The organism is Bradyrhizobium sp. SZCCHNR3119, from assembly GCF_032487775.1.
GTDB lineage: Bacteria > Pseudomonadota > Alphaproteobacteria > Rhizobiales > Xanthobacteraceae > Bradyrhizobium.
Genome location: NZ_JAUEUV010000002.1, coordinates 1,348,436 through 1,371,124, shown reverse-complemented (window position 1 = coordinate 1,371,124; position 22,689 = coordinate 1,348,436). Strand labels below are relative to the sequence as shown.

At 62.3% G+C, this 22,689-nt stretch carries 25 protein-coding genes; 14 read left to right on the top strand and 11 right to left on the bottom strand.

What is annotated here, in order from left to right:
• Positions 1-2 precede the first annotated feature (2 nt).
• From QX034_RS33830 to QX034_RS33815, 4 genes are read left to right on the top strand one after another with little or no spacing between them, the layout of a single operon-like run.
• Entirely contained in the window at positions 3-1,574 is a 1,572-nt protein-coding gene (locus QX034_RS33830; protein ID WP_315806620.1) for an FGGY-family carbohydrate kinase, read from the top strand.
• On the top strand, positions 1,567-2,622 hold the full coding sequence (locus tag QX034_RS33825) for a 2-hydroxyacid dehydrogenase (protein WP_315703222.1): 1,056 nt from the start codon (positions 1,567-1,569) through the stop codon (positions 2,620-2,622). Before QX034_RS33830 ends, QX034_RS33825 begins: the two co-directional genes overlap by 8 nt.
• 18 nt (positions 2,623-2,640) lie before the next feature.
• A complete protein-coding gene (locus tag QX034_RS33820) occupies positions 2,641-3,375 on the top strand; it encodes a class II aldolase/adducin family protein (protein WP_315703223.1) in 735 nt (244 codons plus the stop codon).
• Positions 3,372-4,880 (top strand): glycerol-3-phosphate dehydrogenase, encoded by a 1,509-nt coding sequence (locus tag QX034_RS33815; RefSeq protein ID WP_315703224.1) that lies wholly within the window; start codon positions 3,372-3,374, stop codon positions 4,878-4,880. Before QX034_RS33820 ends, QX034_RS33815 begins: the two co-directional genes overlap by 4 nt.
• 91 nt (positions 4,881-4,971) lie before the next feature.
• On the opposite strand, the gene QX034_RS33810 is transcribed toward QX034_RS33815, so the two are convergent.
• The 5 genes from QX034_RS33810 to QX034_RS33790 form a co-directional block, all read right to left on the bottom strand.
• Positions 4,972-5,844 (bottom strand): ABC transporter ATP-binding protein, encoded by an 873-nt coding sequence (locus tag QX034_RS33810; RefSeq protein ID WP_315703225.1) that lies wholly within the window; start codon positions 5,842-5,844, stop codon positions 4,972-4,974.
• Entirely contained in the window at positions 5,841-6,713 is an 873-nt protein-coding gene (locus tag QX034_RS33805; RefSeq protein ID WP_409977516.1) for an ABC transporter permease, read from the bottom strand. The genes QX034_RS33810 and QX034_RS33805 overlap by 4 nt, the downstream gene beginning before the upstream one ends.
• Positions 6,714-6,748: 35 nt before the next feature.
• Positions 6,749-8,170, bottom strand: coding sequence for an ABC transporter substrate-binding protein (locus QX034_RS33800; RefSeq protein ID WP_316196333.1), 1,422 nt, complete (start codon positions 8,168-8,170; stop codon positions 6,749-6,751).
• A gap of 165 nt (positions 8,171-8,335) precedes the next feature.
• Complete coding sequence (locus QX034_RS33795; protein ID WP_315703228.1) at positions 8,336-9,121, bottom strand: Crp/Fnr family transcriptional regulator; 786 nt, start codon at positions 9,119-9,121, stop codon at positions 8,336-8,338.
• A gap of 182 nt (positions 9,122-9,303) precedes the next feature.
• Positions 9,304-9,609, bottom strand: a complete 306-nt coding sequence (locus QX034_RS33790; RefSeq protein ID WP_316196332.1) for a gamma-butyrobetaine hydroxylase-like domain-containing protein — start codon at positions 9,607-9,609, stop codon at positions 9,304-9,306.
• A gap of 226 nt (positions 9,610-9,835) precedes the next feature.
• On the opposite strand from QX034_RS33790, the gene QX034_RS33785 reads away from it, so the two are divergent.
• The 4 genes from QX034_RS33785 (at position 9,836) to QX034_RS33770 (ending at position 13,710) form a co-directional block, all read left to right on the top strand.
• Entirely contained in the window at positions 9,836-10,609 is a 774-nt protein-coding gene (locus QX034_RS33785; protein ID WP_315703230.1) for a ferredoxin--NADP reductase, read from the top strand.
• A gap of 112 nt (positions 10,610-10,721) precedes the next feature.
• Complete coding sequence (locus tag QX034_RS33780) at positions 10,722-12,494, top strand: fumarate reductase/succinate dehydrogenase flavoprotein subunit (RefSeq protein ID WP_316196331.1); 1,773 nt, start codon at positions 10,722-10,724, stop codon at positions 12,492-12,494.
• A 2-nt stretch (positions 12,495-12,496) separates the two neighbouring features.
• Positions 12,497-12,730, top strand: a complete 234-nt coding sequence (locus QX034_RS33775) for a ferredoxin family protein (protein WP_022724287.1) — start codon at positions 12,497-12,499, stop codon at positions 12,728-12,730.
• 2 nt (positions 12,731-12,732) lie between these two features.
• A complete protein-coding gene (locus QX034_RS33770; protein ID WP_316196330.1) occupies positions 12,733-13,710 on the top strand; it encodes a HEAT repeat domain-containing protein in 978 nt (325 codons plus the stop codon).
• A 36-nt stretch (positions 13,711-13,746) separates the two neighbouring features.
• Here QX034_RS33770 and QX034_RS33765 read toward each other — a convergent pair whose 3' ends face one another.
• Complete coding sequence (locus QX034_RS33765) at positions 13,747-14,634, bottom strand: MBL fold metallo-hydrolase (RefSeq protein ID WP_315744401.1); 888 nt, start codon at positions 14,632-14,634, stop codon at positions 13,747-13,749.
• 228 nt (positions 14,635-14,862) lie between these two features.
• Here QX034_RS33765 and QX034_RS33760 point away from each other — a divergent pair, with 228 nt between their 5' ends.
• Together QX034_RS33760 and QX034_RS33755 are read left to right on the top strand one after the other, a co-directional pair.
• On the top strand, positions 14,863-15,072 hold the full coding sequence (locus QX034_RS33760; RefSeq protein ID WP_315703234.1) for a hypothetical protein: 210 nt from the start codon (positions 14,863-14,865) through the stop codon (positions 15,070-15,072).
• A gap of 662 nt (positions 15,073-15,734) precedes the next feature.
• Positions 15,735-16,127: a response regulator gene (locus QX034_RS33755; RefSeq protein WP_315703235.1), complete on the top strand. Its 393-nt coding sequence runs from the start codon at positions 15,735-15,737 to the stop codon at positions 16,125-16,127.
• A 16-nt stretch (positions 16,128-16,143) separates the two neighbouring features.
• On the opposite strand, the gene rpsU is transcribed toward QX034_RS33755, so the two are convergent.
• Together rpsU and QX034_RS33745 are read right to left on the bottom strand one after the other, a co-directional pair.
• The gene (gene rpsU, locus QX034_RS33750; RefSeq protein WP_315703236.1) at positions 16,144-16,434 is read right to left on the bottom strand and encodes a 30S ribosomal protein S21; all 291 of its coding nucleotides are present in this window, start codon (positions 16,432-16,434) and stop codon (positions 16,144-16,146) included.
• A gap of 131 nt (positions 16,435-16,565) precedes the next feature.
• Entirely contained in the window at positions 16,566-16,901 is a 336-nt protein-coding gene (locus QX034_RS33745) for a phasin family protein (RefSeq protein WP_315703237.1), read from the bottom strand.
• Between the two features lie 264 nt (positions 16,902-17,165).
• Between QX034_RS33745 and QX034_RS33740 the strand changes: the two genes are divergently transcribed.
• The 3 genes from QX034_RS33740 (at position 17,166) to QX034_RS33730 (ending at position 18,023) form a co-directional block, all read left to right on the top strand.
• Positions 17,166-17,375, top strand: a complete 210-nt coding sequence (locus tag QX034_RS33740) for a cold-shock protein (RefSeq protein WP_315703238.1) — start codon at positions 17,166-17,168, stop codon at positions 17,373-17,375.
• A gap of 96 nt (positions 17,376-17,471) precedes the next feature.
• On the top strand, positions 17,472-17,714 hold the full coding sequence (locus tag QX034_RS33735) for a transcriptional regulator (protein ID WP_315703239.1): 243 nt from the start codon (positions 17,472-17,474) through the stop codon (positions 17,712-17,714).
• A gap of 75 nt (positions 17,715-17,789) precedes the next feature.
• Entirely contained in the window at positions 17,790-18,023 is a 234-nt protein-coding gene (locus QX034_RS33730) for a hypothetical protein (RefSeq protein WP_315703240.1), read from the top strand.
• On the opposite strand, the gene QX034_RS33725 is transcribed toward QX034_RS33730, so the two are convergent.
• Positions 18,010-18,474 carry a cation:dicarboxylate symporter family transporter gene (locus QX034_RS33725; protein WP_315703241.1) on the bottom strand — a complete coding sequence of 155 codons (465 nt, stop codon included), beginning with the start codon at positions 18,472-18,474 and terminating at the stop codon, positions 18,010-18,012. The two genes, QX034_RS33730 and QX034_RS33725, sit on opposite strands and share 14 nt — an antisense overlap.
• A 63-nt stretch (positions 18,475-18,537) precedes the next feature.
• Entirely contained in the window at positions 18,538-19,701 is a 1,164-nt protein-coding gene (locus QX034_RS33720; RefSeq protein WP_315703242.1) for a mandelate racemase/muconate lactonizing enzyme family protein, read from the bottom strand.
• 119 nt (positions 19,702-19,820) lie between these two features.
• Here QX034_RS33720 and QX034_RS33715 point away from each other — a divergent pair, with 119 nt between their 5' ends.
• On the top strand, positions 19,821-20,711 hold the full coding sequence (locus QX034_RS33715) for a LysR substrate-binding domain-containing protein (protein WP_315703243.1): 891 nt from the start codon (positions 19,821-19,823) through the stop codon (positions 20,709-20,711).
• A 999-nt stretch (positions 20,712-21,710) separates the two neighbouring features.
• On the opposite strand, the gene QX034_RS33710 is transcribed toward QX034_RS33715, so the two are convergent.
• Positions 21,711-22,205 (bottom strand): septal ring lytic transglycosylase RlpA family protein, encoded by a 495-nt coding sequence (locus tag QX034_RS33710; RefSeq protein WP_315703244.1) that lies wholly within the window; start codon positions 22,203-22,205, stop codon positions 21,711-21,713.
• Positions 22,206-22,689 lie beyond the last annotated feature (484 nt).

Here is a 22,689-nt window from a genome sequence, read left to right as displayed (position 1 = left end):
CCATGCAGAGCCGCGACGTCATTATCGGCATCGATGCCGGCACCTCCCTGATCAAGGCTGTGGCGTTCACCGCGAGCGGCCGGCAACTTGCCGATGTCTCGCTGCCGAATGCCTATGACGCGGCTGGCGCAGGGCACGTCGAGCAAGACATGACGCGGACCTGGACTGATACTGTCGCGGCGCTTCGCGGTCTGAGCGCGGCCGTTCCTAATCTCGCAGCGCGCGTTGCGGCGATCGCGGTGACGGGCCAGGGCGACGGCACATGGTTGATCGACGACAACGGCCAGCCGGTCGCGCCGGCGCTGTTGTGGCTCGACTCTCGCGCCGGTGCCATCGTGGAGGAGATCCGCGCGAGCGATCGCAATGCTGCGCTCCATCGGCGGACCGGCTCCGGATTGAATGCCTGCCAGCAAGGACCGCAATTGGCCTGGCTGCAGGCGCACGCACCAGAGATCATCTCACGCGCCGCGACCGCATTCCACTGCAAGGACTGGCTTTACTTCCTGCTGACCGGCGAACGCGCAACCGATCCCTCGGAAGCGAGCTTTTCGTGCGGCAACTTCCGCACGCGCGGCTTTGATGCGGAGACTGCGCGGCTGATCGGCATCTCTGACCTCGTGCGGCTGTTTCCCCAGGTTGTCGACGGCGTGACCGCCACGCACCCGCTCAATGCGGCCGCGGCTGCCGAAATCGGCCTGCCGGAGGGCGTCCCGGTCGTGCTCGGCTACGTCGACGTGATCTGCACGGCGCTCGGTGCCGGCCTGTATGATCGAGCCCCCAACGTCGGCTGTACGATCATCGGTTCGACCGGGATGCATATGCGGCTCGCGCGAAGCGCTGGCGACGTGACGCTCACCGACGAGGCAACGGGTTATACGATGCCATTCCCGGTGCCCGGCCATTATGCCCAGATGCAATCGAATATGGCCGCCACGCTCAATATCGACTGGCTGCTTGATCTCGCACGAGACTTGCTGGCCTCCGCAGGCGTGACGCGCTCGCGCGCCGACCTGATCCGGGGGCTGGACGAAAACGTGTTGCAGGCCAAACCATGCGAGCTGCTATTTCATCCGTTCATTTCCGATGCCGGTGAGCGCGGTCCCTTCGTTGCCCATGAGGCCTGCGCGCAATTTCTGGGGCTACGCTCGCGCCACGGCTATTGGGATCTGATGCGGGCGGTGATGGAGGGACTCGCATTTGCGGCGCGCGATTGTTATGCCGCGATGGGCTCGCTGCCTGGCGAGGTGCGGATGACAGGCGGCGCTGCGCGGAGCCGCGCACTTGGCGCCATTCTGGGCGCCACGCTCGAAAGCGATATCAGCGTTTGCAGCCGCGGCGAGGCCGGCGCTGCCGGAGCAGCGATGATGGCTGGCGTCGCGACCGGCCTCTATCCGGACATGGCGGCCTGCGCGGAGGATTGGGTGAGGCCCTATTTGAACACGCCGCAAGCGCCGGACAGCGCGCTGGCTTCGCGTTACAGGCAGATGTTCCCCGCCTATGTCAACGCCAGACTCGCCGCGCGTCCGGTCTGGAAGGAGCTCGCAGCGCTGCGCGCGGGAGCCACTCATGTCTAGCTCGATCAAGTCTAGCTCCATCGCCATCGTGGGTGACCGCTTCATGCTGCCGTCGGTGTTCGCCGAACGGATCACGGCGGCCTGCGGCAACGACGTCGAGATCCGCATGCTGGAGCAACCGTGGCCGGATGAGCCGATGGAGCACGGCTACGCCGGCTCGAAGCTCGACGGGCTGAAGGAGTTCATGGGCGATCCCGACGAGGTCGTCGATTTCATCGGCGACGCATCGCTGCTCGTGACACATTTGGCGCCGATCTCGCGGTCGATGCTGCAGCGGCTTCCTCAGCTAAAGTTCATTGCGGTCTCGCGCGGCGGTCCGGTCAATATCGACATGCAGGCCGCGCGCGAGCACCAGGTGCTCGTCGTCAATACGCCGGGGCGCAATGCCAGCGCCGTGGCCGAATTCACGATCGGAGCTATTCTCGCCGAAACGCGCCTCATTCGCAGCGGACATGAATCCTTGCGCGGCGGCGGATGGCGCGGCGATCTCTATCGCGCCGATCGCACGGGACGCGAGCTCAGCGAGATGGTCGTCGGCATCGTCGGCTATGGCGCGATCGGCACGCGGGTCGTGAAGCTGCTCAAGGCGTTCGGCTGCAAGATCCTGGTGACCGATCCCTATGTTCAGCTCAGCGCTCAGGATCGCAATGACGGGGTCGAACATGTCGCCTTGCCGGAGCTGCTGGCGCGTGCCGACGTGATCAGTCTGCACGCCAGGGTCACGCCCGAGACGACGGGCTTTATCGATCGCGAAGCGCTCGCACGGATCAAGCCAGGCGCGGTCTTGATCAACACCGCCCGGGGACCGCTGGTCGACTACAATGCGCTCTACGAGGCGTTGTCCTCGGGGCGAGTTGGCGGGGCCATGCTCGACACGTTTGCAGTCGAGCCGGTACCGCAGGATTGGCCGCTGTTGCAACTGCCGAACGTCACGCTGACGCCGCACATCGCCGGTGCCTCCGTGCGCACAGTCACCTTCGCCGCTGATCAGGCGGCGGAAGAGGTTCGCCGCTTTCTTGCCGGCGAGCCGCCACTCAATCCGTGTTGAAGACGAAAGGTATCTCAGATGACCCGTGAAGAACGACAATTGCGCGAAGCCATCATCGCCAAATGTCGATGGATGAACGCCTCGGGTCTGAACCAGGGCACGTCCGGCAACATCTCCGCGCGCTACAAGGATCGGATGCTGATCACGCCATCGGCAACGCCGTACGATTCGATGAGACCGGAGATGATCGCGTCGATGCCGATCGAAGGCGAGTACGGCTCGTGGGATGGGCCGCTGCAGCCCTCCACGGAATGGCGCTTTCATCTCGACATCATGCGCGGACGACCGGATGTCGGCAGTGTCGTCCACACCCATTCAACCTACGCCACCGTGCTCGCGATCGCCCGCAAGCCGATTCCGGCCTGCCACTACATGATGGCGGCGTTCGGCGGTGACGAGATCCGCTGCGCGGGCTATGCACGTTATGGCACGGCGGAACTGTCCGAGCTGGCGCTGAAGGCGCTGGAAGGCCGCAATGGCTGCCTGCTCGCCAACCACGGCATGATCGCGGTCGGCGCCAATCTGGACAAGGCCATGTGGCTCGCGGTCGAATTGGAGACGATTGCACGGCAATACTACCTCTCGCTCGCGCTCGGCACGCCGCATATCCTCAGCGCCGAGGAAATTGCGGAAACGGCCAAGGGGTTCTCGACCTACGGCCTGCAGGCACCGAAACCGAAGCCGGCGAAAGCGCGCGTGACGGCCGCCGCGGCCCGGAAGCGGCCTGAGAAGAAGCGCAGCAGAACGCGATGACAGGGACTGCGCCGGACGCGGGCAGGGATCACGGTCTGGTCGATATCGCCATCATCGGCGGCGGCATCAACGGAGCCGGCATAGCCCGCGATGCCGCAGGCCGCGGCCTCAAGGTGTTGCTCTGCGAGAAGGACGACTTTGCTGAGGGCACCTCGTCGCGCTCGGGAAAGCTCGTTCACGGCGGACTGCGCTATCTCGAATATTATGAATTCCGCCTAGTCCGTGAGGCTCTGATCGAGCGCGAGATCCTGCTGGCCTCGGCGCCCCACATCATCTGGCCGATGCGCTTCGTGCTGCCGCATTCGCCGGAGCAGCGGCCCGCCTGGCTGATTCGGACGGGCCTGTTTCTCTACGACCATCTAGGCGGCCGCAAGCAGCTGCCGGCAAGCCGCGGGCTCGATCTGGCGCATGCGCCTGAAGGCACGCCCCTCCGCACTGAGTTTCGCCGCGGCTTCGAATATTCCGACTGTTGGGTCGACGATGCCCGGCTCGTCATTCTCAACCTGATCGATGCGTCGCGCAACGGCGCCAAGGTCCTGCCCCGCACGCGCGTTGTGAGCGCGCGGAGGGAGGGCGAGGTCTGGGTCCTCCAGCTGCAGGGCGAGGACGGCGGGGCGCAGGTCGTGCGGTCGCGCGCGCTGGTGAATGCCGCAGGGCCGTGGGTTCAGGATGTTCTGCGCGGCGTAGCGGGAACGAACTCTGCCCACAATGTGCGGCTTGTGAAGGGCAGCCACATCGTGGTGCCGAAATTCTGGCGTGGATCGCAGGCCTATCTGCTGCAGAACACGGATCATCGCGTCATCTTCGTCAATCCCTATGAGGATGACCTCGCACTGGTTGGGACCACCGATATCGCCTATGGGGGTCGCGCTGAGGACGTCGCGATCGATCAGGCCGAAATCTCGTACCTGCTGCAAGTCCTGCAGCGCTATTTTCGGGCGCCGCCACAGCCGCACGAGATCGTGCACGCATTCTCCGGCGTCCGTCCGCTCTACGATGACAACGCCGAGAATCCGTCCGCGGTGACGCGGGATTACGTGTTCGAGATTCACGGCGCCCAGGATACGCCGCCACTGCTCTCCATTTTTGGCGGCAAGATCACGACCTATCGACGGTTGGCGGAACAGGCGCTGCAGCGACTGCAGCCGTGGTTTCTGAAGATGTCGCCGGGCTGGACCGCTGGGCAGCCGCTGCCGGGCGGCGATATCGGCGACAGCTTCGATGGCTTCACGGCACAGCTGGCGCGCGAGTATCCCGATCTACCTCGCACGCTGATCCATCACTACGCCCGTCGCTACGGGACGCGGGCGCGGCAGCTTCTTGGGGCCGCGCGCAGGCTTCCCGACCTCGGCCGCCATTTTGGCGGTGATTTCTATGAATGCGAGGCGGTGTTTCTGCATGAGACGGAATGGGCGAGCAGGGCCGCGGATTATCTGGAGCGGCGGACCAAGCACGGCCTGCATCTGACACCCGCGCAGCGGGAGGCATTTGCGCGCTCTATCTGATGCCGGATGGTGTCTGCCGTACTCGCCCCGTCGTCGATGTGCATTCGTTCATGAGGAGGGAGGCTGAGTGCGGCTGCTCGGCGTCATCCGGCTAAAGCACCTCGGCCAGCGATTGTCCGTGCAGTTCGATGTCCAGTCCCTGCATGCCGAGATCGTTGATCTCCCCTCCCATCGCCTTGAGGCTTTCCTCGCGGATCAGCGACATCAGCCCGCGCCGCAATGCCAGGAATTCCGAGGACATCATCATCGCCTGCTGTCGGGGGCGCTCCAGCGGAATTGCAATTTCGGCTTTGATCGAGCCGGGACGCGCGGTCATGCAGTAGACGCGGTCGGACAAGAAGATCGCCTCATCGATATCGTGGGTGACGAACAGAACCGAGATCTTCAGCCGTTGCCACATATTGGTGAGGATCTGCTGCATGATGACGCGCGTTTGCGCGTCCAGTGCGCCGAAGGGTTCATCCAGCAGCAGCACTTTCGGTCCGGTGGCGAGCGCCCGCACGATGCCCACGCGCTGCTTCATGCCGCCGGAGAGTTTTTCGGGATAGTGCTTCTCGAACGCTTCGAGACCGGCAAGGCCGAGCAGGGTGCGGGCGGCGCGTTCGCGCTGCGAGCGCGGCATGCCGCGCATCTTCAAGCCGAATTCGACGTTCTCTCGCACAGTCTTCCAGGGAAACAGCGAATATTGCTGGAACACCATGCCGCGCTCGGCGCTCGGTCGGCTCACGGCCTCACCGTCAACGGTGACGACGCCGGTCGTCGGTTTCAGGAATCCGGCGACCGCGTTGAGCAGCGTCGACTTGCCGCAGCCGGAGGGCCCCACGATCGAGACGAACTCGCCCGGCTCGACATGGATGTGGGTATTGGTGACGGCCTCGACGGGTCCTTCGATCGTCTCGTATCTCAGCGAGAAATCTCTGACCTCGATATGCCCCCGGGGCGGGTTGGCCAGGCTCTCGTTCATTGCGTCCTCCACGGCATCACCAGATGTCCGGCGCCGCGGATCAAGAGGCTCGACCCCAACCCGAGCACGCCGATTGCGATCATGCCGAGCGCAATGTCGGCGTACTGAACCAGTGAATAGGCTTCCCAGGTGAAATAGCCGATGCCGTATTGACCCGAGATCATCTCGGCTGCGATCAGCGACACCCAGGCGACGCCCATGCCGACGGTGAGGCCGGTGAAGATGTGCGGCAGCGAGGCCGGAAAGTAGACCTCGCGGAAGATCGATCGCTCCCGCGCGCCAAGGCATTGCGCCGCCCGCACCAGCACCGGATCGACCAGGGACATGCCGTGCAGCGTGTTGACCAGGATCGGGAAGAACGAGCCGAGGAAGGTGATGAAGACAATGCTCTGCTCGTTGGTCGGCCACAGCATGATCGCCATCGGCACCCAGGCGATCGCTGGAATCGGCCGCAGCACCTCGGCCACCGGGAAGACGATCTCGTGGATCAGCTTGAACCGGCCCATGATCAATCCGAGCGGCACACCGATCAGGGCTGCCAGCGAGAAGCCGATGAAAATGCGCCGGCAGCTCAGCACGACATGCAGCAGAAATTTCGGATCATGGATCGCCCTGGTGAAGCTTGCATAGACCTCCAGCGGCGCGGGCACGTTGGTGAAGCGGACGAAGAACACGACCCGGTAGGTCGTGAGCAGGTGCCAGACGATTAGGAAGGCGACCAGGGAGACCACGCCCATGGCGGTTGCGCGCAGCCTATCCTGGTTGAGCCGGAACCAGCGCACCGCCAGCTCGCCAAATGAGCGCGGCCTCGGTGGCGGGGCTTCGCTCGACGCCTCGCCTCGCTCGGCGATCGCAGGCGCAGCCGGCATGTGGTCCTCCCGATGACGCAACGCGGCGGGTGTGCTCACGTCTTGCCTCCGGTCACAGCCGCCTTCACCGCATCGTCAAAGCCGAGCACCTTGCCGCTGATCTTCGCCGCGTAAGCCTCGGCATCCCTTTTGAGGAGAAATGGCGCAATCTCGTCGCTTCCGACTGCAAAGAACGCCTGGTCAGCGAACAATTTGATGCCACGCGTGGTGTCGAACACGTAGGCCACATTGATCTTCTTGCCCTGCGCCTTGAGGGCGGCATAGGCACCGAGCGTACAAGTTGCGCTCGCATAGGAGACGATACCGACCTCATCGACCCAGATCTCGCCTGCCTTGCGCGGATCCGTGATCGGCTTCTTGCAGAAGCTATCCTCGCCTGAGACCTCGTAGTTTTTCGTGCTGTGGAGCTCGGTGTCATAATCGAGTTTCATCTCGGCGTAGGCTTTGCGGACATAAGTATCGTCGACCCATTTCTTTGGATCGAACTCCTTCATGCGACCGAGGCTCTGCAGCACCTTGACGTCGGCCGCCGCGGCATCGATCAGGGCCGGCTTGATGGTGGGATCAGTGATCATATTGCCGCTTGGTCCTAGGAAGATGTAGACCACCTCTTTGTTGATCCCAGTCCATTCCTGGATCTTTTCCGCTGCAAGCCTGGGATTGTCGCGCAGCCACTGGTTGGCGGCGATCAGCGCCTTCAGATAGGCGACGACGACCTCGGGGTATTTCTCGGCGAAGTCGGTGCGCACCACAATGCCGTGAAAGGTCGGCAGGTTGGTCTCGACGCCGTCGAAGATCTTTCGGGAAAATCCGCGAAACGGCAACAGTTCGGCGAATGGAACGAAGTCGGCATGGGCGTCGATCTTCTTTTCCTGCAGATTGGTCGAGCCAACTTCCGGGCTTTGGCTCACCAGCTGGAAGAAATCGGCAGGATAGCCGCGGTCCTGCAGCGCCTTCAGCACCATGCCGTGCGCCGCGGAGCCGAAGGGCACGCTGACCAGCTTGCCCTTGAGATCGGCGAGGTCGTAGTAGGAGGAGTCCTTGTGCACGACGATGCCATTGCCCGAGCCGGAGGGACTGTAGGCCGCGATCGCGATCAGCCGGCTCTTGCTTTCGGGATTGTTCTCGAAGGTGAAGCCGTTCACGATCAGGGGATAGTCGCCCATCATGCCGATCTGCAGCTTGTTCGCCATCATGGCATTCGTGACCGGCGGACCCGAGGTGAAGTTCTGCCAATCAAGCTCGAACTTGGCGTTGGCGTATTTGCCATCCTTCGGCAGATATTGTTCGAGAAGATGAAGTTGCCTGATGACGACGCCGGCCGTCACGGTGTTGGTCGTGGTATCCTGAGTTCCGATACCGATCGTGACCGTTTCCGCCATCGCTGGCTGCGCAATGAGGAGCGCCAGCGATGTCACCGACATCGCGATCGAGTGGGGTGGAAGATGGCGGACCATTTTCATCCTCTTGCGGTTGGATGTGCTGTGGTTGCCATGATTGGGCGCGGGACCGGACAGGGCAAATCCGCATTGACCGTTGCAGTCGATTAGTTGCCCGCAAACGCTTGTTGCATACTCCTTGGGCATTTTTGCAGGTGAAAGCCGCTTGCATGTGCAGTGACGTCATTCGGTGGCATGGCCGCGCATTTCCTCCAGGACGTCGGCGCGGCGGATCACGATCTGGGAGCGTTTGGTCAACACGATCCCTTTCTCCTGCATCCGCTTCAGGCTGATCGTGACCCACTGCCGCGTGGCCCCGACCATGTGGGCGATATCGGCATGGGTGAAAGCGGCGGCGATCACGGTGCCATCGGCATCCTTGATACCGTAGAGTTCGACGAGGTGAAGCAGGAGATGCGCAAGGCGTTGGGTGATCGAGCGCGTGCCCAGCATCTGCGCTAGCGCCGAATAGCACTTGCCCTTGAAGGTCAAGCCTTCGATCAGGCCGATCGCCAGGTTCGGGATTTCGGCGGCAAGCGTCCGCAGCTGTTTGCCGGGCAAGTGCACCACGCTGCTATTGCTGGAGGCGACCCCCGACCATTGATGGATGGTGCCTTCGAAGACTTCGGGGCCCCCGACGAAATTGCCGGCATGCCAATAGGCGAGGGTGATCTCGCGGCCCAAGGGCGACGTGTAGAACACGCGGATGCGTCCGCTCTCGATCAGCCAGATACCGTCATGCTTGGCGCCCTGGCTGAACAGCGTCTGGCCGCGATTGAGCACCTTGCGCCGCCCTTGCTTCAGAACCAGCTCCCGCTCGCGCAACGTCAGCTTATCCATCAGCGGCGGTGGACCGCCGATGGCCTGCTGGTTCTCCGTGAGTAAGAGCGAGGTACTGGCGGCGGATCGTGACGGCGAGGGTGCCGTTGGAACATTGCCCCGAGCCGCATTGGCCGCCTGCAGCATCATCATCCGCCTCCGGACTTTTCGAATTGATCCAGAAGGCAGCAATGTTTGTGCCAGCCGCGGACTGCAGGGCTGGACCAAGTGCTAGCAGCCGCCATGCCGCCGCCACGCCCTTCATCGGGCGGGAAGCCTGGGGACGATCGTGGCGGGCTCGTGAGGCCTAGGCAGTCGCGCCCTTAGCGGCGTCAGCGGGCGGCCAGACTCAGCAAATATGGCTTCGGATAAATCCCGCGATCGTGCCCGTCCGAGAACGAGATGTTCAGTCCATATCCGAGGTCGCCGATGCCCGTCATCGCAATGTCGGGAAAGCGTTCCGGGAAGTGGCCGTCGAATCGGGCGCGGGTGCAGCGGGCGCATTTGCAGGCGAGCCGTAGCTGCTCGGCGGCAATCTTAAGCTCATCGTTCTGAGCGGTTCTGACGATGAGCGCCGTGCGATCCGAGTTCGGCTCGTAATCCGTCACAGTTGGCGCAACGAATGCGGTCGTAGCCATGACGCACCTCCGCTCATGGCCTAGACCGGGACAGGCACCGTTCGATAGCAACTAATTGCCAATCCTGAGCGGAAATTCCTGGCATCGTCCGCCTCCAAGTGCCTGTCGTGCAGGCGCTGCACCAGATTGGGAAACTAATCGACGGAGAACGGCGAGCCGACGTTGCGAGATCGACTGGTCTGCGAAACGTTCCGCCGCGACATGCTTCGGACAAGGAGAGAAGAGAATGAACGCTTTTCAGAAGGAAACGGTCCTGTCCGTCAAGCATTGGACCGAGTCCCTGTTCAGCTTCACTGCGACGCGCAATCCCGGCTTTCGCTTTCAGAATGGGCAGTTTGCCATGATCGGCCTGGAGGTGGATGGCAAGCCCTTGATGCGCGCCTACAGCATGGCAAGCGCCAACCATGAAGAGGCGCTCGAGTTCTTCAGCATCAAGGTGCCTGACGGTCCGCTGACCTCCAGGCTGCAGGAGATCAGAGAAGGCGACATCATTCTGGTCGGCCGAAAGGCGACCGGCACCTTGGTTACGGGTAATCTGCTCCCCGGCAAGCGGCTTCTGCTGCTCTCGACCGGCACCGGGCTAGCGCCCTTTGCAAGCCTCATCAAAGATCCGGAAGTCTATGAAAATTACGAGACGATCGTGCTCGCCCATGGGTGCCGGCAGGTCTCAGAGCTCGCTTATGGCGAACAGCTGGTCGAAAGCTTGAAGAGCCACGACTTCTTCGGTCCGCTGATTCGGACCAAGCTGGTCTATTACCCCACGGTTACCCGCGAGCCATTCCGCAATCGCGGCCGCATCACCGATCTCATGGCGTCGGGTGAGCTGTTCTCCGACATCGAGCAGGGCGGCCTTGATCGCGACACCGACCGCATCATGCTCTGTGGCGGTCCGGCGATGCTCGAAGAGCTGCACGCGATGTTCACGGAGCGCGGATTTATCGAAGGCAGCCACAGCGAGCCCGGGCATTTCGTCATCGAGAAGGCGTTTGTCGAACGGTGAGCCAAGACGACCAAAATCCGCGTGCGGCGACAACTAATTGCTATCGCTGAGTATCGGTCTGAACAAAGCTGACGCAGAGGCGCCGGATATGCCGGCGAACCAGGAGCAAGTGATGGCACTCGATCGGATCGTCGATGGAATTTCAGAGGTTCCCTGCGACGTGCTGGTGATCGGCGGCGGAACCGCCGGCCCGATGGCGGCGCTGAAGGCCAAGCTGAAAAATCCGAAGGCCAACGTCGTGCTGCTCGAGAAGGCCAACGTCAAGCGCTCTGGCGCGATTTCGATGGGCATGGACGGGCTCAACAACGCGGTCATTCCGGGCTATGCGACACCGGAGCAGTACACGAAAGAGATCACGATCGCCAATGACGGAATCGTCGATCAGAGAGCGGTCTATAAATACGCCCAGAACTGTTACAAGATCATCGAGGAACTCGATGGTTTCGGTATCCGTTTTCTCAAGAACGAGAACGGCGATTATGCCGTCAAGAAGGTCCACCACATTGGTACTTACGTGCTGCCGATGCCGAATGGCGAGACCGTCAAGAAGGTGCTATATCGCCAGCTCCGCCGCGCCCGCATCCTGATCTCGAATCGCTACATGGCGACGCGGTTGCTCAAATCGGCCGACGGCCGCGTGGCCGGTGCGATCAGTGTCAACACACGTACGGCCGAGTTCCTGGTCATCAAGGCCAAGGCAGTCATCCTCTGCATGGGAGCTGCCGGCCGGCTCGGCCTGCCGACCTCGGGCTACATGTTCGGCACCTATGAGAATGCCGCCAATTCCGGCGACGGCTATGCCATGGCCTATCACGCAGGCGCGGCGCTCGCGAATCTCGAATGTTTCCAGATCAATCCGCTCATCAAGGATTATAACGGACCTGCCTGCGCCTATGTTGCCGGTCCGTTTGGGGCGTACACCGCCAATAACGAGGGCTCGCGCTTCATCGAATGCGACTACTGGTCTGGGCAGATGATGCTGGAGTTTTATAACGAACTGCTGTCCGGCAAGGGCCCGGTCTTCCTGCAGCTGAAGCATCTGCATGACAAAACCATCGAGGAGATCGAGCAGACCTTGCACAAGGTGGAGCGGCCGACCCGCGGTTTGTTTCAAGAGGGGCGGGGCGTCGACTATCGCAACGAGTCGATCGAGATGCATATCTCCGAGATCGGCTTTTGCTCCGGCCACAGCGCCTCGGGCGTATTCGTCGACGAAAATGCCCGTACCACGGTGTCGGGCCTTTATGCCGCCGGCGATATGGCGAGCGTGCCGCACAACTACATGCTCGGCGCCTTCACCAACGGTTCGTTCGCCGGTATCGATGCGATGGAATTCGCAGACAGCCACGACTTCGCGGATTTCGATGCCGAGGAGGTCGCAATGGAGCGCAATCGTGTCCTGGCACCGACCAAGCGCGACGACGGGATTCCGCCGAACCAGATCGAATACAAGACCCGCCGACTGGTCAACGATTATCTGCAACCGCCAAAGGTCACGCGCAAATATGAGCTCGGCATGCGGCGGCTCGCCGAGGTGCGTGAAGATATGCAGGAGCGCATGATCGCGCGCAACGCGCATGAGCTGCTGCGTACGCTCGAAGTACAGTCGATCATGGATTGTGCCGACATGGCGGCGCATGCCTCGCTGTTCCGTGAGGAAAGTCGCTGGGGCCTCTATCACTGGCGCACGGACTTTCCCGAAAAGGACAACGAAAACTGGTTCTGCCACACGCTGCTTAGCAAGCAGGACGGCAAGATGACCAGCGAGAAGCGCGCCGTCGAACCTTATGTGGTGCCGATCGCGGACGACGAAAAAGATCTGTACGACAAGCAGCGCATCCGCGTCAGCGTCGTGAACGACGACCGGCCACAGATAGGAGTTTGAAAATGCCGCTTGCAACATATCAAACCTCGGTGCCGGTGGTCGTCGACGACGCCAAGTGCATCGCCGATAAAGGCTGCACCGTTTGCGTCGACGTCTGTCCGCTCGACGTGCTCAGGATCAGCGATATGACCGGCAAGGCCTACATGGCCTATGACGAATGCTGGTACTGCATGCCGTGCGAGGCCGACTGCCCGACCGGTGCTGTCACCGTCAACATTCCCTATCTGTTGAGGTGAACATGTCGAGCCCCTTCGAGTCTTATGACAATCTTGAGGATGCCGACGAGCGGTTGCAGGCGGCCGATCCGGCCGAACGGCGGGTCGCCATTATCGCGCTCGGTCATTCCGGCGATCCCGCCGCGGTCGCTTACCTTGCCAATATGGTATCCGATCCCGACTCCGGCGTGCGCCAGCAGGTCGCGATGGCGCTTGGGGAGTTCGACGGCCCGGGGGCGGCAAGCGCGTTGGTGAAACTGCTGGTCGATCCCGAAAGGATCGTTGCCTCGGTCGCGGCCGATAGCCTGGCCGAGTTCAAGGACCCGGCCTCTGCGGACGTCATCCTGCCCCTCGTCAAACATCCTCACGCGTTTGTTCGCATGGGGGCCTTGCGGGCGTTGAAGGAGTTGCGCCGCAAAGACACGCTGAAGCCAGCGCTGGAAGCGCTCCAGGATCAGGATGCGGCAGTGCGTGTGCAGGCGATCGGCGTGATCGGGTTTTTGAAGCTTGAGGAGTCCATTCCCGCGCTGACCGCGCTGATCCACGATCCTGACGCTCATGTGCGGCGCGGAGCGGTCAGTGCGTTGGCGTTCTCGCAGATGAAACCCGCGGCGGAAACCATCACACGGGCGCTCAAGGACGAGGACTGGATGGTGCGGGAGATGGCTGCCGAGACACTGGGACTCAACGCCAACGGCGCATTGGCTGCCGATCAACTGATCGCCTGCCTTGCCGACACGTTCTGGCAAGTGCGGTTGAAGGCCATCCGCAGTCTCGGCCGGATGAAAATCGAGCAGGCGGTGCGCCCAATAGGTCAATGCATCACGCATGAGCAGGCGAACCTGCGCAAGGAGGCGGCCGCCGCGCTCGGCGAGATCGCTCATGCCGAGGGCGGGGCGTATCTCGCGCTGGTTGCCAACGATGCCGATCCTGACGTCCGCAAGAACGCGCGCTGGGCGCTGCAGCAGATCGCGGCGAGGACGGCGAGAGCAGGATCCTGATGAGTCGTGTTTTGGTTTCTGCGGGCGCGCACGGCGTCAGAGAGCGTTGATCGGTACTTTCAAGAAGGTCTTGCCGCTTGGGTCGGGCGGAGGCAAGTGGCCCGCACGGATGTTGACCTGAAGCGAGGGGATGATCAGCCGCGGCATGGCCAGGGTCCTGTCGCGCGCCTCGCGCATGGCAACGAAATCATCCTCGGTCACGCCGTCCCGGACATGGATGTTGCGCGTCCGCTCTTCGGCCACGGTGGTCTCCCAACGGACCTCGCGCCCATTCGGCGCATAGTCGTGGCACATGAACAGCCGGGTTTGCTGCGGCAACGTGTGCAGGATCTTTCGGATCGAGCGAAACAGGATGCGGGCGTCGCCTCCGGGAAAGTCAGCCCGTGCAGTCCCGCCATCGGGCATGAACAGAGTGTCGCCCACGAAAGCAGCGTCACCGATCACGTGGGTGGCGCAGGCCGGCGTGTGTCCCGGTGTGTGCATAACGAAGCCGGTCAGGCTGCCGATCGCATAGGTCTCGCCGTCCTTGAACAGCCCGTCGAACTGGCTGCCGTCCCGGCGAAACTCCGTGCCTTCGTTGAAGACCCTCCCGAACGTGTCCTGGACCGTCAGGATGTGGTCGCCAATTCCGATTTTTCCGCCAAGGCTTTTTTGGATGTAGGGCGAGGCCGACAAGTGATCGGCATGCGCATGGGTCTCGATCAGCCATTCGAGCCGCAGGCCGTTGCGTTTGACGTGATCAATGAGGATGTCGGCAGATTTGAAGCTGATCCGTCCGGCCGCGTAGTCGATGTCCATGACGGGATCGATGATCGCGCATGACGCCGATTGCGGATCCTTTACGACATAGCTGATCGTGCTGGTGTCCGGATCGAAGAAGCCCGTCACCGTCGGCTTCACATCGGTGGCGATGGGATAGGACATGGTCTCCTCCAGTTCTGGGTCCGGCAGTCGGGCCGGCTGTGGCTTTGCCATAGGGTCGCAAAGTGGTCCAGCGCGGCAGCTCGTCTCGGGGCGGCGAGCGATGAGCTGTCAGCCGAGCACGAACTGATCGATCCATCACAGCGATTGTTCCAAATCAATGCTCGGCACGGGCTGCAGGGCGAGCATTGAAGGCCTCAAGAGTCGCTTTCGAAATCCGGAGAATGACACATGCTCAAGGTAGCTAGTCTCATTTGGATCATGCTGGGTACGGTGCTTGCGGGCAGCGCAGTCACCGCGGTGCTGGCGATGCAGGGGCTCGGCGCAAATCCGATCAAGATCATACCTCTCGCGGCGTTAGCCGGCTTCGTGATAGCCATGCCGCTCGCCTACCTCGTTGCCACGAAGATCGGCGGCGGCAGCGAAAAGCGAACTGTGTAGTTCGGCTGCCGGCTGCGCAGAGCGCGGCGCCCCGGCGCGCCGGTCATGCGGGGGCACAACATCCGGCGCGGACTTCGGAGAGCGGTACGAGTGTTCCGTCTCCGAAGCTCGTATTGTCTCAGGGCAGGCTCGCTTGCGGCCTTTGGAAGCGAATAATTCCGGCAATCCATTGATTGTATGTGATTTTTAGCTCTGGTGTCTGATGAGGAGGCGCAGACCATTGCTCGGGGAACTTCAAGTTCGCCGCACTCGCCGTGGGAACTTCTGACGCGGTCCGCGCCACGCGTTTCCTGCGGCCTCCTCATTTTGAACATTTTTTCGGAACGAAACGCGGTCCTTCCGCGTTCCGGGTGCTTGGGGTTGCCGCTCGCTGGAAGGTCACCGTGCTCGGTCGAAGATATCTTGCCCATCAAGTTGCAATGCTCTTGCAGTTCGCGAAGTCCACCAGCGATCCGGGGCTGTCGGCTGTCCTTGTTGAGAAGGCCGCCGAAATGAAGGCTCGGATCGATGAGAATCCGCACGCAGACATGTCGGCGACAGCGCCCGACGTGCTGCGGGGCGGGGACGGGCGATAGCTCCCGAGGTTCGGACCGGAGGGGGCTGGCAGTGACGGACATCGGTGTCACCAGGCGAGGCCGCTTCGTCGGGTCGGGGGAGCAATCGTGGACGAGTTGCCTGTCATTTTGCTGGTGGAAGACGAAGAGGCCTTGCACGACTTCCTCAAGGACGCCCTGACCGATGCCGGGTTCGACCTGACGGTGTCCGTCGCCGCGGATGAAGCGCTGGTGCTGCTCACGAGCGGCGTTGTGAATTATCGTGCGCTCGTCACGGACGTGAACCTCAAAGGCCCAATGAGCGGATGGGATCTCGCAAGGCAGGTGCGTGAAATCGCTCCGGCGTTTCCTGTCGTCTACATCTGCGGTGATGCTGCCGATCAATGGGGCTCGCAGGGAGTCCCCAACAGCATCCTGGTGCAGAAGCCCTTTGCGCCGGCCCAGCTCGTCACGGCCATATCCCAGCTCCTGAACGTCGGCTCCGCCGGTCTCTCGCTCTGAAAGGACGGCTTCTCTGTCAGGTCTGGCGCGGCGCTGCAGCCGCAACGGCAGGCACTCCCGCGCCGCTCTTGCCGGCGGTCGGGCGTTTCTTTGCCGGAGCCGCGATCAGTCCGTCGCGAATGGCCTGCTTGCGCGCAAGCTTGTGGCGTCGCCGGATGGATTCGGACTTCTGTCTTGCGGTCTTGTCAGACGGCTTCTCGTAGAAGCGCTTGCGGCGCATTTCCCGGAATACGCCTTCGCGCTGCATCTTCCGTTTCAGAATACGAAGCGCCTGATCGACGTTGTTGTCTCGAACAAATACCTGCACGCAAATTGCTCCCTAAAGTTGGATTGACGCTGAACAAATCAGTCGAACACAAATCAGTCGAACCTGGTGTCCGGACTCCGAAGTTCGATCGGCTTTGCGGTGATCGCCACCGAAAGGCCGGCTTTAGTGCATCAGGTCTTGTCGTCGAATCCGCTCGTCCGTGCGAGCTCCCGAATATGATGCTCGGCACCGGCAATCTGGCGCTTGACAAGATCGGATTGAGCGTTGGCGATATCCTGCAGGCTGTCGGTCGAGGCCACCTTTCGTGCGTGCTCGAAGCCGATCCGCAGGCTTTCTTCGGAGAACGCAAGCACCTGGCGTGTGAGCTCAGCCGTCGATGTTGCGCTCGCTGCCGCGGATCTTCGCGCCGCATCGAACAACAGCGCGAAGGCTTGTTCGGCCTGTTCGATCGTTTTCTCCGCGAGCGCGCGCAGCTCGGCGGGAACCTCCAATTTCGGTTCAGTCATCGTCGTCCCGCCTGTCAGCCTATAGACATAAGACCCGGACCGGCGCTTGAACAGGGGAGGCTGCCTTCTTTTGATCTTGAGCTCGCTTGCACACCTCAGGTTTTGTTCCCGGCGCACTTGTTCTTTATCGCGAAAGCGCCTACATTGGCAGCATTCGATTAGCCGCTGTGCCTTTTTGAATGCGCCTGCGGGCCCTTCCCGAAGACATCCGACCAGTTGAATCTGAATCGCGTGACGTCGCGCGATTGCTCTTTGGAGAAGAAAATGCCGACAGGTACTGTTAAGTGGTTCAATGGCCAGAAGGGCTTTGGTTTTATCCAGCCTAACGATGGTGGAAGCGATGTCTTCGTGCACATCTCTGCCGTCGAGCGGGCTGGTCTTTCCGGCCTCGCCGAGGGCCAGAAGGTCTCGTTCGAGCTCAAGACCGACAAGATGCGCGGCAAGGTCAGCGCCGAGAATTTGTCGCTGGCTTAAGCCGCTACGCCATTTCACGGATGTACTGAAATGGCCGTGTTGCCCGCTCGATCCCGGGATTGAGCGGGTTTGGCTTGTTGCGAATCCGGATGAGCGATGAGTGGCAAGAAGCCGAGCGAACCCTCTGCCCAAGCGATTGCACGCGCCGACCGGCAGCGTTTGGCGCGTGAGGAGGGGGCGCGAGCGATGGCTGACGTGGAGAAGCGCGCCGTCGAGATTCGTCAGAACATGCAGCGTCTTCGCGCGTTGCGGGAGGCAAAAGAGGCTGAAGAGGCCCAAAAGCCTGACGCGCTTCCCAAAGCCGTAAAGAAGCGACGCAAGACCCGAATTGTGACATAAGACAGCGCGGGACTTGACGACAGTCTGCCCGCAACTGGAAGCCGACACTCTGTCGCAAGCTGAGGAGACGGCTGCATGACGAAAACGGTGCGGATCGTGCCGGAGGTCGAACGTGGCGCGCAATCGATCAGCTTCGTGCTGGCAGTAGGTTCCGTCCGGCAAATGTGCCGCCTCAAGACCACGTTCCAGACGCAGCAGCAGGCGTTGAGCTATCTTCACAAGCATCGGACGGAGTTCGAGCGTGCTGCGCGTGAAAGGCTCTCGCGTGGTGAGGTCGAGGACGGCATCGTTCATCTCACGATGCTCTAGGCCGCGCTTGCGGCTGCCGCTCGATGTCTCCCGCCTTGGCGCGATCGAAATCGTTCTCCCAGAGCGCGACCACGATGGTGCCGAGACTATTGCCGATCACGTTGATCAGAGCGCGGGGCGGGTTCACGAACCGATCGACGCCGAGCAGGAGCACGATGCCCGCGAGCGGGATCGTGTTCATGGTCGCAAGCGTCGCCGCCAAGGTGACGAAGCCCTCGCGCAGGTTGCCCATGCGCGCGATGCCGACGACGACGGTGAGAAAGATGACCGGCGCAAGCAGCATCCGGATCAGCTTGACGAAACCCTCCGCAAGCAGTGCGGTGTCTGCGGCGGCCTTCGGCGCCGCGATGCCGAACAGGATCCCGATGACGGCGCCGACCAGGACCTGCAGCCAGAGCGGACCGAGGATCGGTTGGCGTGCCGTCCCTGCTTCAACTGAGATCGCCGACATGGCGTTTCCTTCCTTTGGTGTTCTTATGGTCATGCTCGAGCCCGGCGCCGGGGCAGGGGGATGTCAGGCGCTGAGCTCGGACATCACCTGGTAAAGATCGGCCTTGCCTTCGAAGCCGATGCCGGGCAGCGGCGGCAGGGCGACGTGACCGTTCTCCACCCGGACATTGTCGGGGAAGCCGCCGAACGGCTGGAACAGGTCGGGATAGGATTCATTGCCGCCGAGACCCAAGCCCGCCGCGATGGCGAGCGACATCTGGTGGCCGCCATGCGGGATGCAGCGCGACGCCGACCAGCCATACGACTTGAGCATCTCCAGCGTGCGCAGATATTCGACGAGGCCATAGCTCAGCGCGCAGTCGAACTGCAGCCAGTCGATCTCCTTGCGCATGCCGCCGTAGCGGATCAGGTTGCGTGCATCCTGGTGGCTGAACAGGTTCTCGCCGGTGGCCATCGGCTTCGCATAATGCTGCGCGAGCTCTGCCTGCAGTTCGTAGTCGAGCGGATCGCCGGCCTCCTCGTACCAGAACAGATCGTAGGCCGAGAGCGCCTTGGCGTAGTCGATCGCGGTTGTCAGGTCGAACCGGCCGTTGGCATCCACCGCGAGCCGGCAGCCTGCAGGCAGTAGGCCGAGCACGGCTTCGATGCGACCAAGATCGTCCTTCAGCGGCACGCCGCCGATCTTCATCTTCACCACCGTATAGCCGCGGTCGAGATAGCTCTGCATCTCGTCCTTCAGTTTGCTGTTGTCCTTGCCGGGATAGTAGTAGCCCCCGGCGGCATAGACGAAGACCTTCGGATTGGCCGCGCGGCCGTGGGCATCCGCCAGGTATTGGAACAGCGGCTTGTTCGCGATCTTCGCGGTCGCGTCCCACACCGCCATGTCGATGGTGCCGATCGCGACCGAGCGCTCGCCATGGCCGCCCGGCTTCTCGTTGCGGAACATGGTGGCCCAGATCCTGTGCGGGTCCAGATTGTCGCCGGCCTGGTTCAGCAGGCTCGCGGGCTCAGCTTCCATCAGGCGGGGGATGAAGCGTTCGCGCATCAGCGCGCCCTGGCCGTAGCGGCCGTTGGAATTGAACCCATAGCCGACCACCGGCTTGCCATCGCGGATCACATCCGTGATGATGGCCACGAGGCTCAGGGTCATCTTGCTGAAATCGATGTAGGCGTTGGCGATGGGCGATGCGATGGGATAGGTCCGTTCACGGATGTCGACGATACGCAAGGTGAGCCTCCGGGTTGCAAACCTGGATGTGGCGGCAATCCGCTGACGATGCCAATGCCGATTTCCTATCAGGCGAGGTGCAAACGGCATCAGCCGTGACATGCGCTCAGGAACCAACCATGGAGCTGATCTGGCTCGAGGATTATCTCGAGCTTGCCCGCACCGGCAATTTCTCGCGCGCCGCCGAAGCGCGGCATCTCACCCAGCCGGCCTTCAGCCGCCGCATCCGCGCGCTGGAAGAGTGGGCCGGGGTGACGCTGTTCGACCGCGCGACGCAGCCGGTGCAGCTGACCGCGGCGGGGCGTGAATTCCAGCCGCTCGCGGCGATGCTGATCCGGCGTATCGCCGATGCCCGCGCGCATGTGCGCGAGGCGGCGGCGGCGGAAGCGGCGACGATCCGGATCGCGGCAACGCATGCGCTGTCGCTGATCTTCTTTCCGCCCTGGCTGAAGCGGCTGGAGGCCGCAGGCCTGATCTGCTGCGTGCAGCTGACCTCGGACACGCTGAATGCGGTCGAGACGCTGCTGCTCGACGGACGCGCGCATTTCATGCTCTGTCATGTGCATGACGAGGTGCCGCTGCGCCTGCCAGCGAGCGAATTTGAATCGGCGGTGGTCGCGAGCGACCGGCTGATCCCCTGCGCGGCGCCGGGCCTGATGGCCGGCCGAGCAGCGCCACTCTCGGAGGCGCCGCGGCTGGCGTATGGTGCGGGCTCCGGATTGGGACGGATCCTGCGCGGCGTGCTCGGTGCGCGATTGCCGCGGCTGTTGACGGCACCGGCACTGACCGCGGATCTCGCCGGCGCGCTGCGCGCCTTGTGCCTGGATGGACGCGGTATCGCCTGGTTGCCTGCGACGCTGGTGGAGGATGATCTGAAGTCCGGCCGGCTCGTCCCGTTGGCCGATGCATCCTGGGAGATACCAGTGGCGGTGCGGCTGTTCCGGCCGCAGATGCGGCTGACGCCGACGGCGGAAGAGATGTGGCGGCTCGCGCAAGGGCAGGGGAGCTGAGATGCGCTGAGTCACGGCGCTGACGTCGTCGTGTTGAAAGCTCTGGGAAGTAAGGTCCTGGGAAGTAGAACCTTGAGAAGGAGTGCCTTGGGAATTCGAGTCCGTGCACGCGCGCCAGAGCTTGTCCATCCGAAATCCTCTTGGCACGTTCGCCGGGCGTGACGCCGCGGCCTCGCGGCGCGATCGCGTCCGAGCTTTGCCGATCGGCTTGGCCCTCGAAAGGCGAGGGCGCAGGGAAGGCCGGATGCAAGGCCTGCACCCATGGCCCGCCTGCAGAAAAGAAAGCAGGCGGCAGTCACCACAGGTACGGCCGTACACCGGCCTTCCCTGCACAATGGTTTTAACGGCTGCTTCGCGTTCTCCCTGGTGCGCCGGGCTTGTTGGCCACCTCCGTGCGAGGCAAAGCCTCGTCGCCTACGCGACAACGCGTTAAACGCGTTGCGCGGTGATACCAGCGTCGGGGTATCGGGACCGCGCGACTTGACCGTGCGCATCGATGTTGTTCGTGGGCATGAAAGACCATGCTGCAACACCGACACGCCCATCGCATCCCGCGCTCAACGTTCGTGACGATCGCGATACGCCCCTCGAGCGAGGCGGGACGGCGCTATACAAGCATGATTTCTGATAAAACGAAAGTGAAAAATTGGCACCGGGAGGGCACGCACGCGCGATCCGCTTGAGCCGGCGTGCGAAATGAATTTTTCGGCGCACGCGCGGCTGGCGGTTCGTGCGTCGACAAGCGCACGGATGGACAGCGTGATCGCGCACTTGCGCGGCCGTCATCATGAAGCCGATTTGCCCGACGGGCGGTCGGCTCGGCGCCAAAGGCGGCATTGCCTTGAACATCCGCCGTGAGAAGGGCATCGAGGCGCTTCCGGCGTGGCGGGACGGCGGTGCTCGCTGCTTCGCAGCAAGCGCAGCACGGATGAGCGTAGCGACATCCGGGATTGCATCCCCGCATGTCGCTACGCTCATGCTGGCTACTTGCTGCGATGCTCAGCCAACCGGTCCCGGGGTCCAGTCATCCCCGACAAGCGGCCTCACTGTTACGTCACGAATGACTCCGCGCTGCAGGCTTGGATCGAAGTGGCGCATTGTTCGCTCGTTGAGATCGATGATGCGGCCGGGCGTGAGTGGCCCGACGTCATTGATCTTGACGATGACCTTCTTGCCGACAGCTTCAACGAGCGCATATTTCGGCTTGGTGCCATAATGGACCCCACCAAATTTCTGACGCAGGCTCGTCTTGATAGCAGCCGCCCACGCAGACGGATTGTAGCGCTCGCCGGAGGCCGTGTTCCGGCTGCCCTCCCGCCATCCGGGCCGGAATGGATTGTACATGGATGCTGCGCCAACGATCGCATCCCCGGACGCGGCGTTGACAACGGCCTTTGAATGAACTGCACCGATTTCATCGCTTCGGGCAGTGGTGACGGAAACGGCAAGCGCCACTACGGCGCCGCAAATGGCGGCGCTGGAGCGAAACACCATCAGAACTCCTTGACTGTTTTTCTTGATCGTCCGGTTCCGAGTGCCGCAAAACAGGAGCGAGCGAACGCGGGAGCGTTGTCGGACTCGCACTGTTCTTTTTGCGCATTCGCCAGTACAGGCGATGGAACCGTTGTGGGAACCTTGGGTGGTTCGCGCACGGGTTCTTAGTTCTCACCGACTAAGACAGCGAATGCGTCAACAGCATGACTGATCGGGGTTCCCTGCCACCGGGTAAGTACGGGTTTACATGCGTCTAGCCGATGTTTGCGCGACGTGAAGAGGAACTCGGCGCATTTCCGATTGCGAGATCGTCAAGTCACGGGCGAATACGTGGCGGCGTGTAGATCAGATCGGCGTTGCGTGATCCACCGTCAGTACGCAGTCGATCGTCATATGCAAAAGCTCTTCCATCTATCATGCTTGCGTGCGGTAATCATGAACCGCCCGTCGGTGTTGATGAAATTCGATCTCCGATGAATACTCG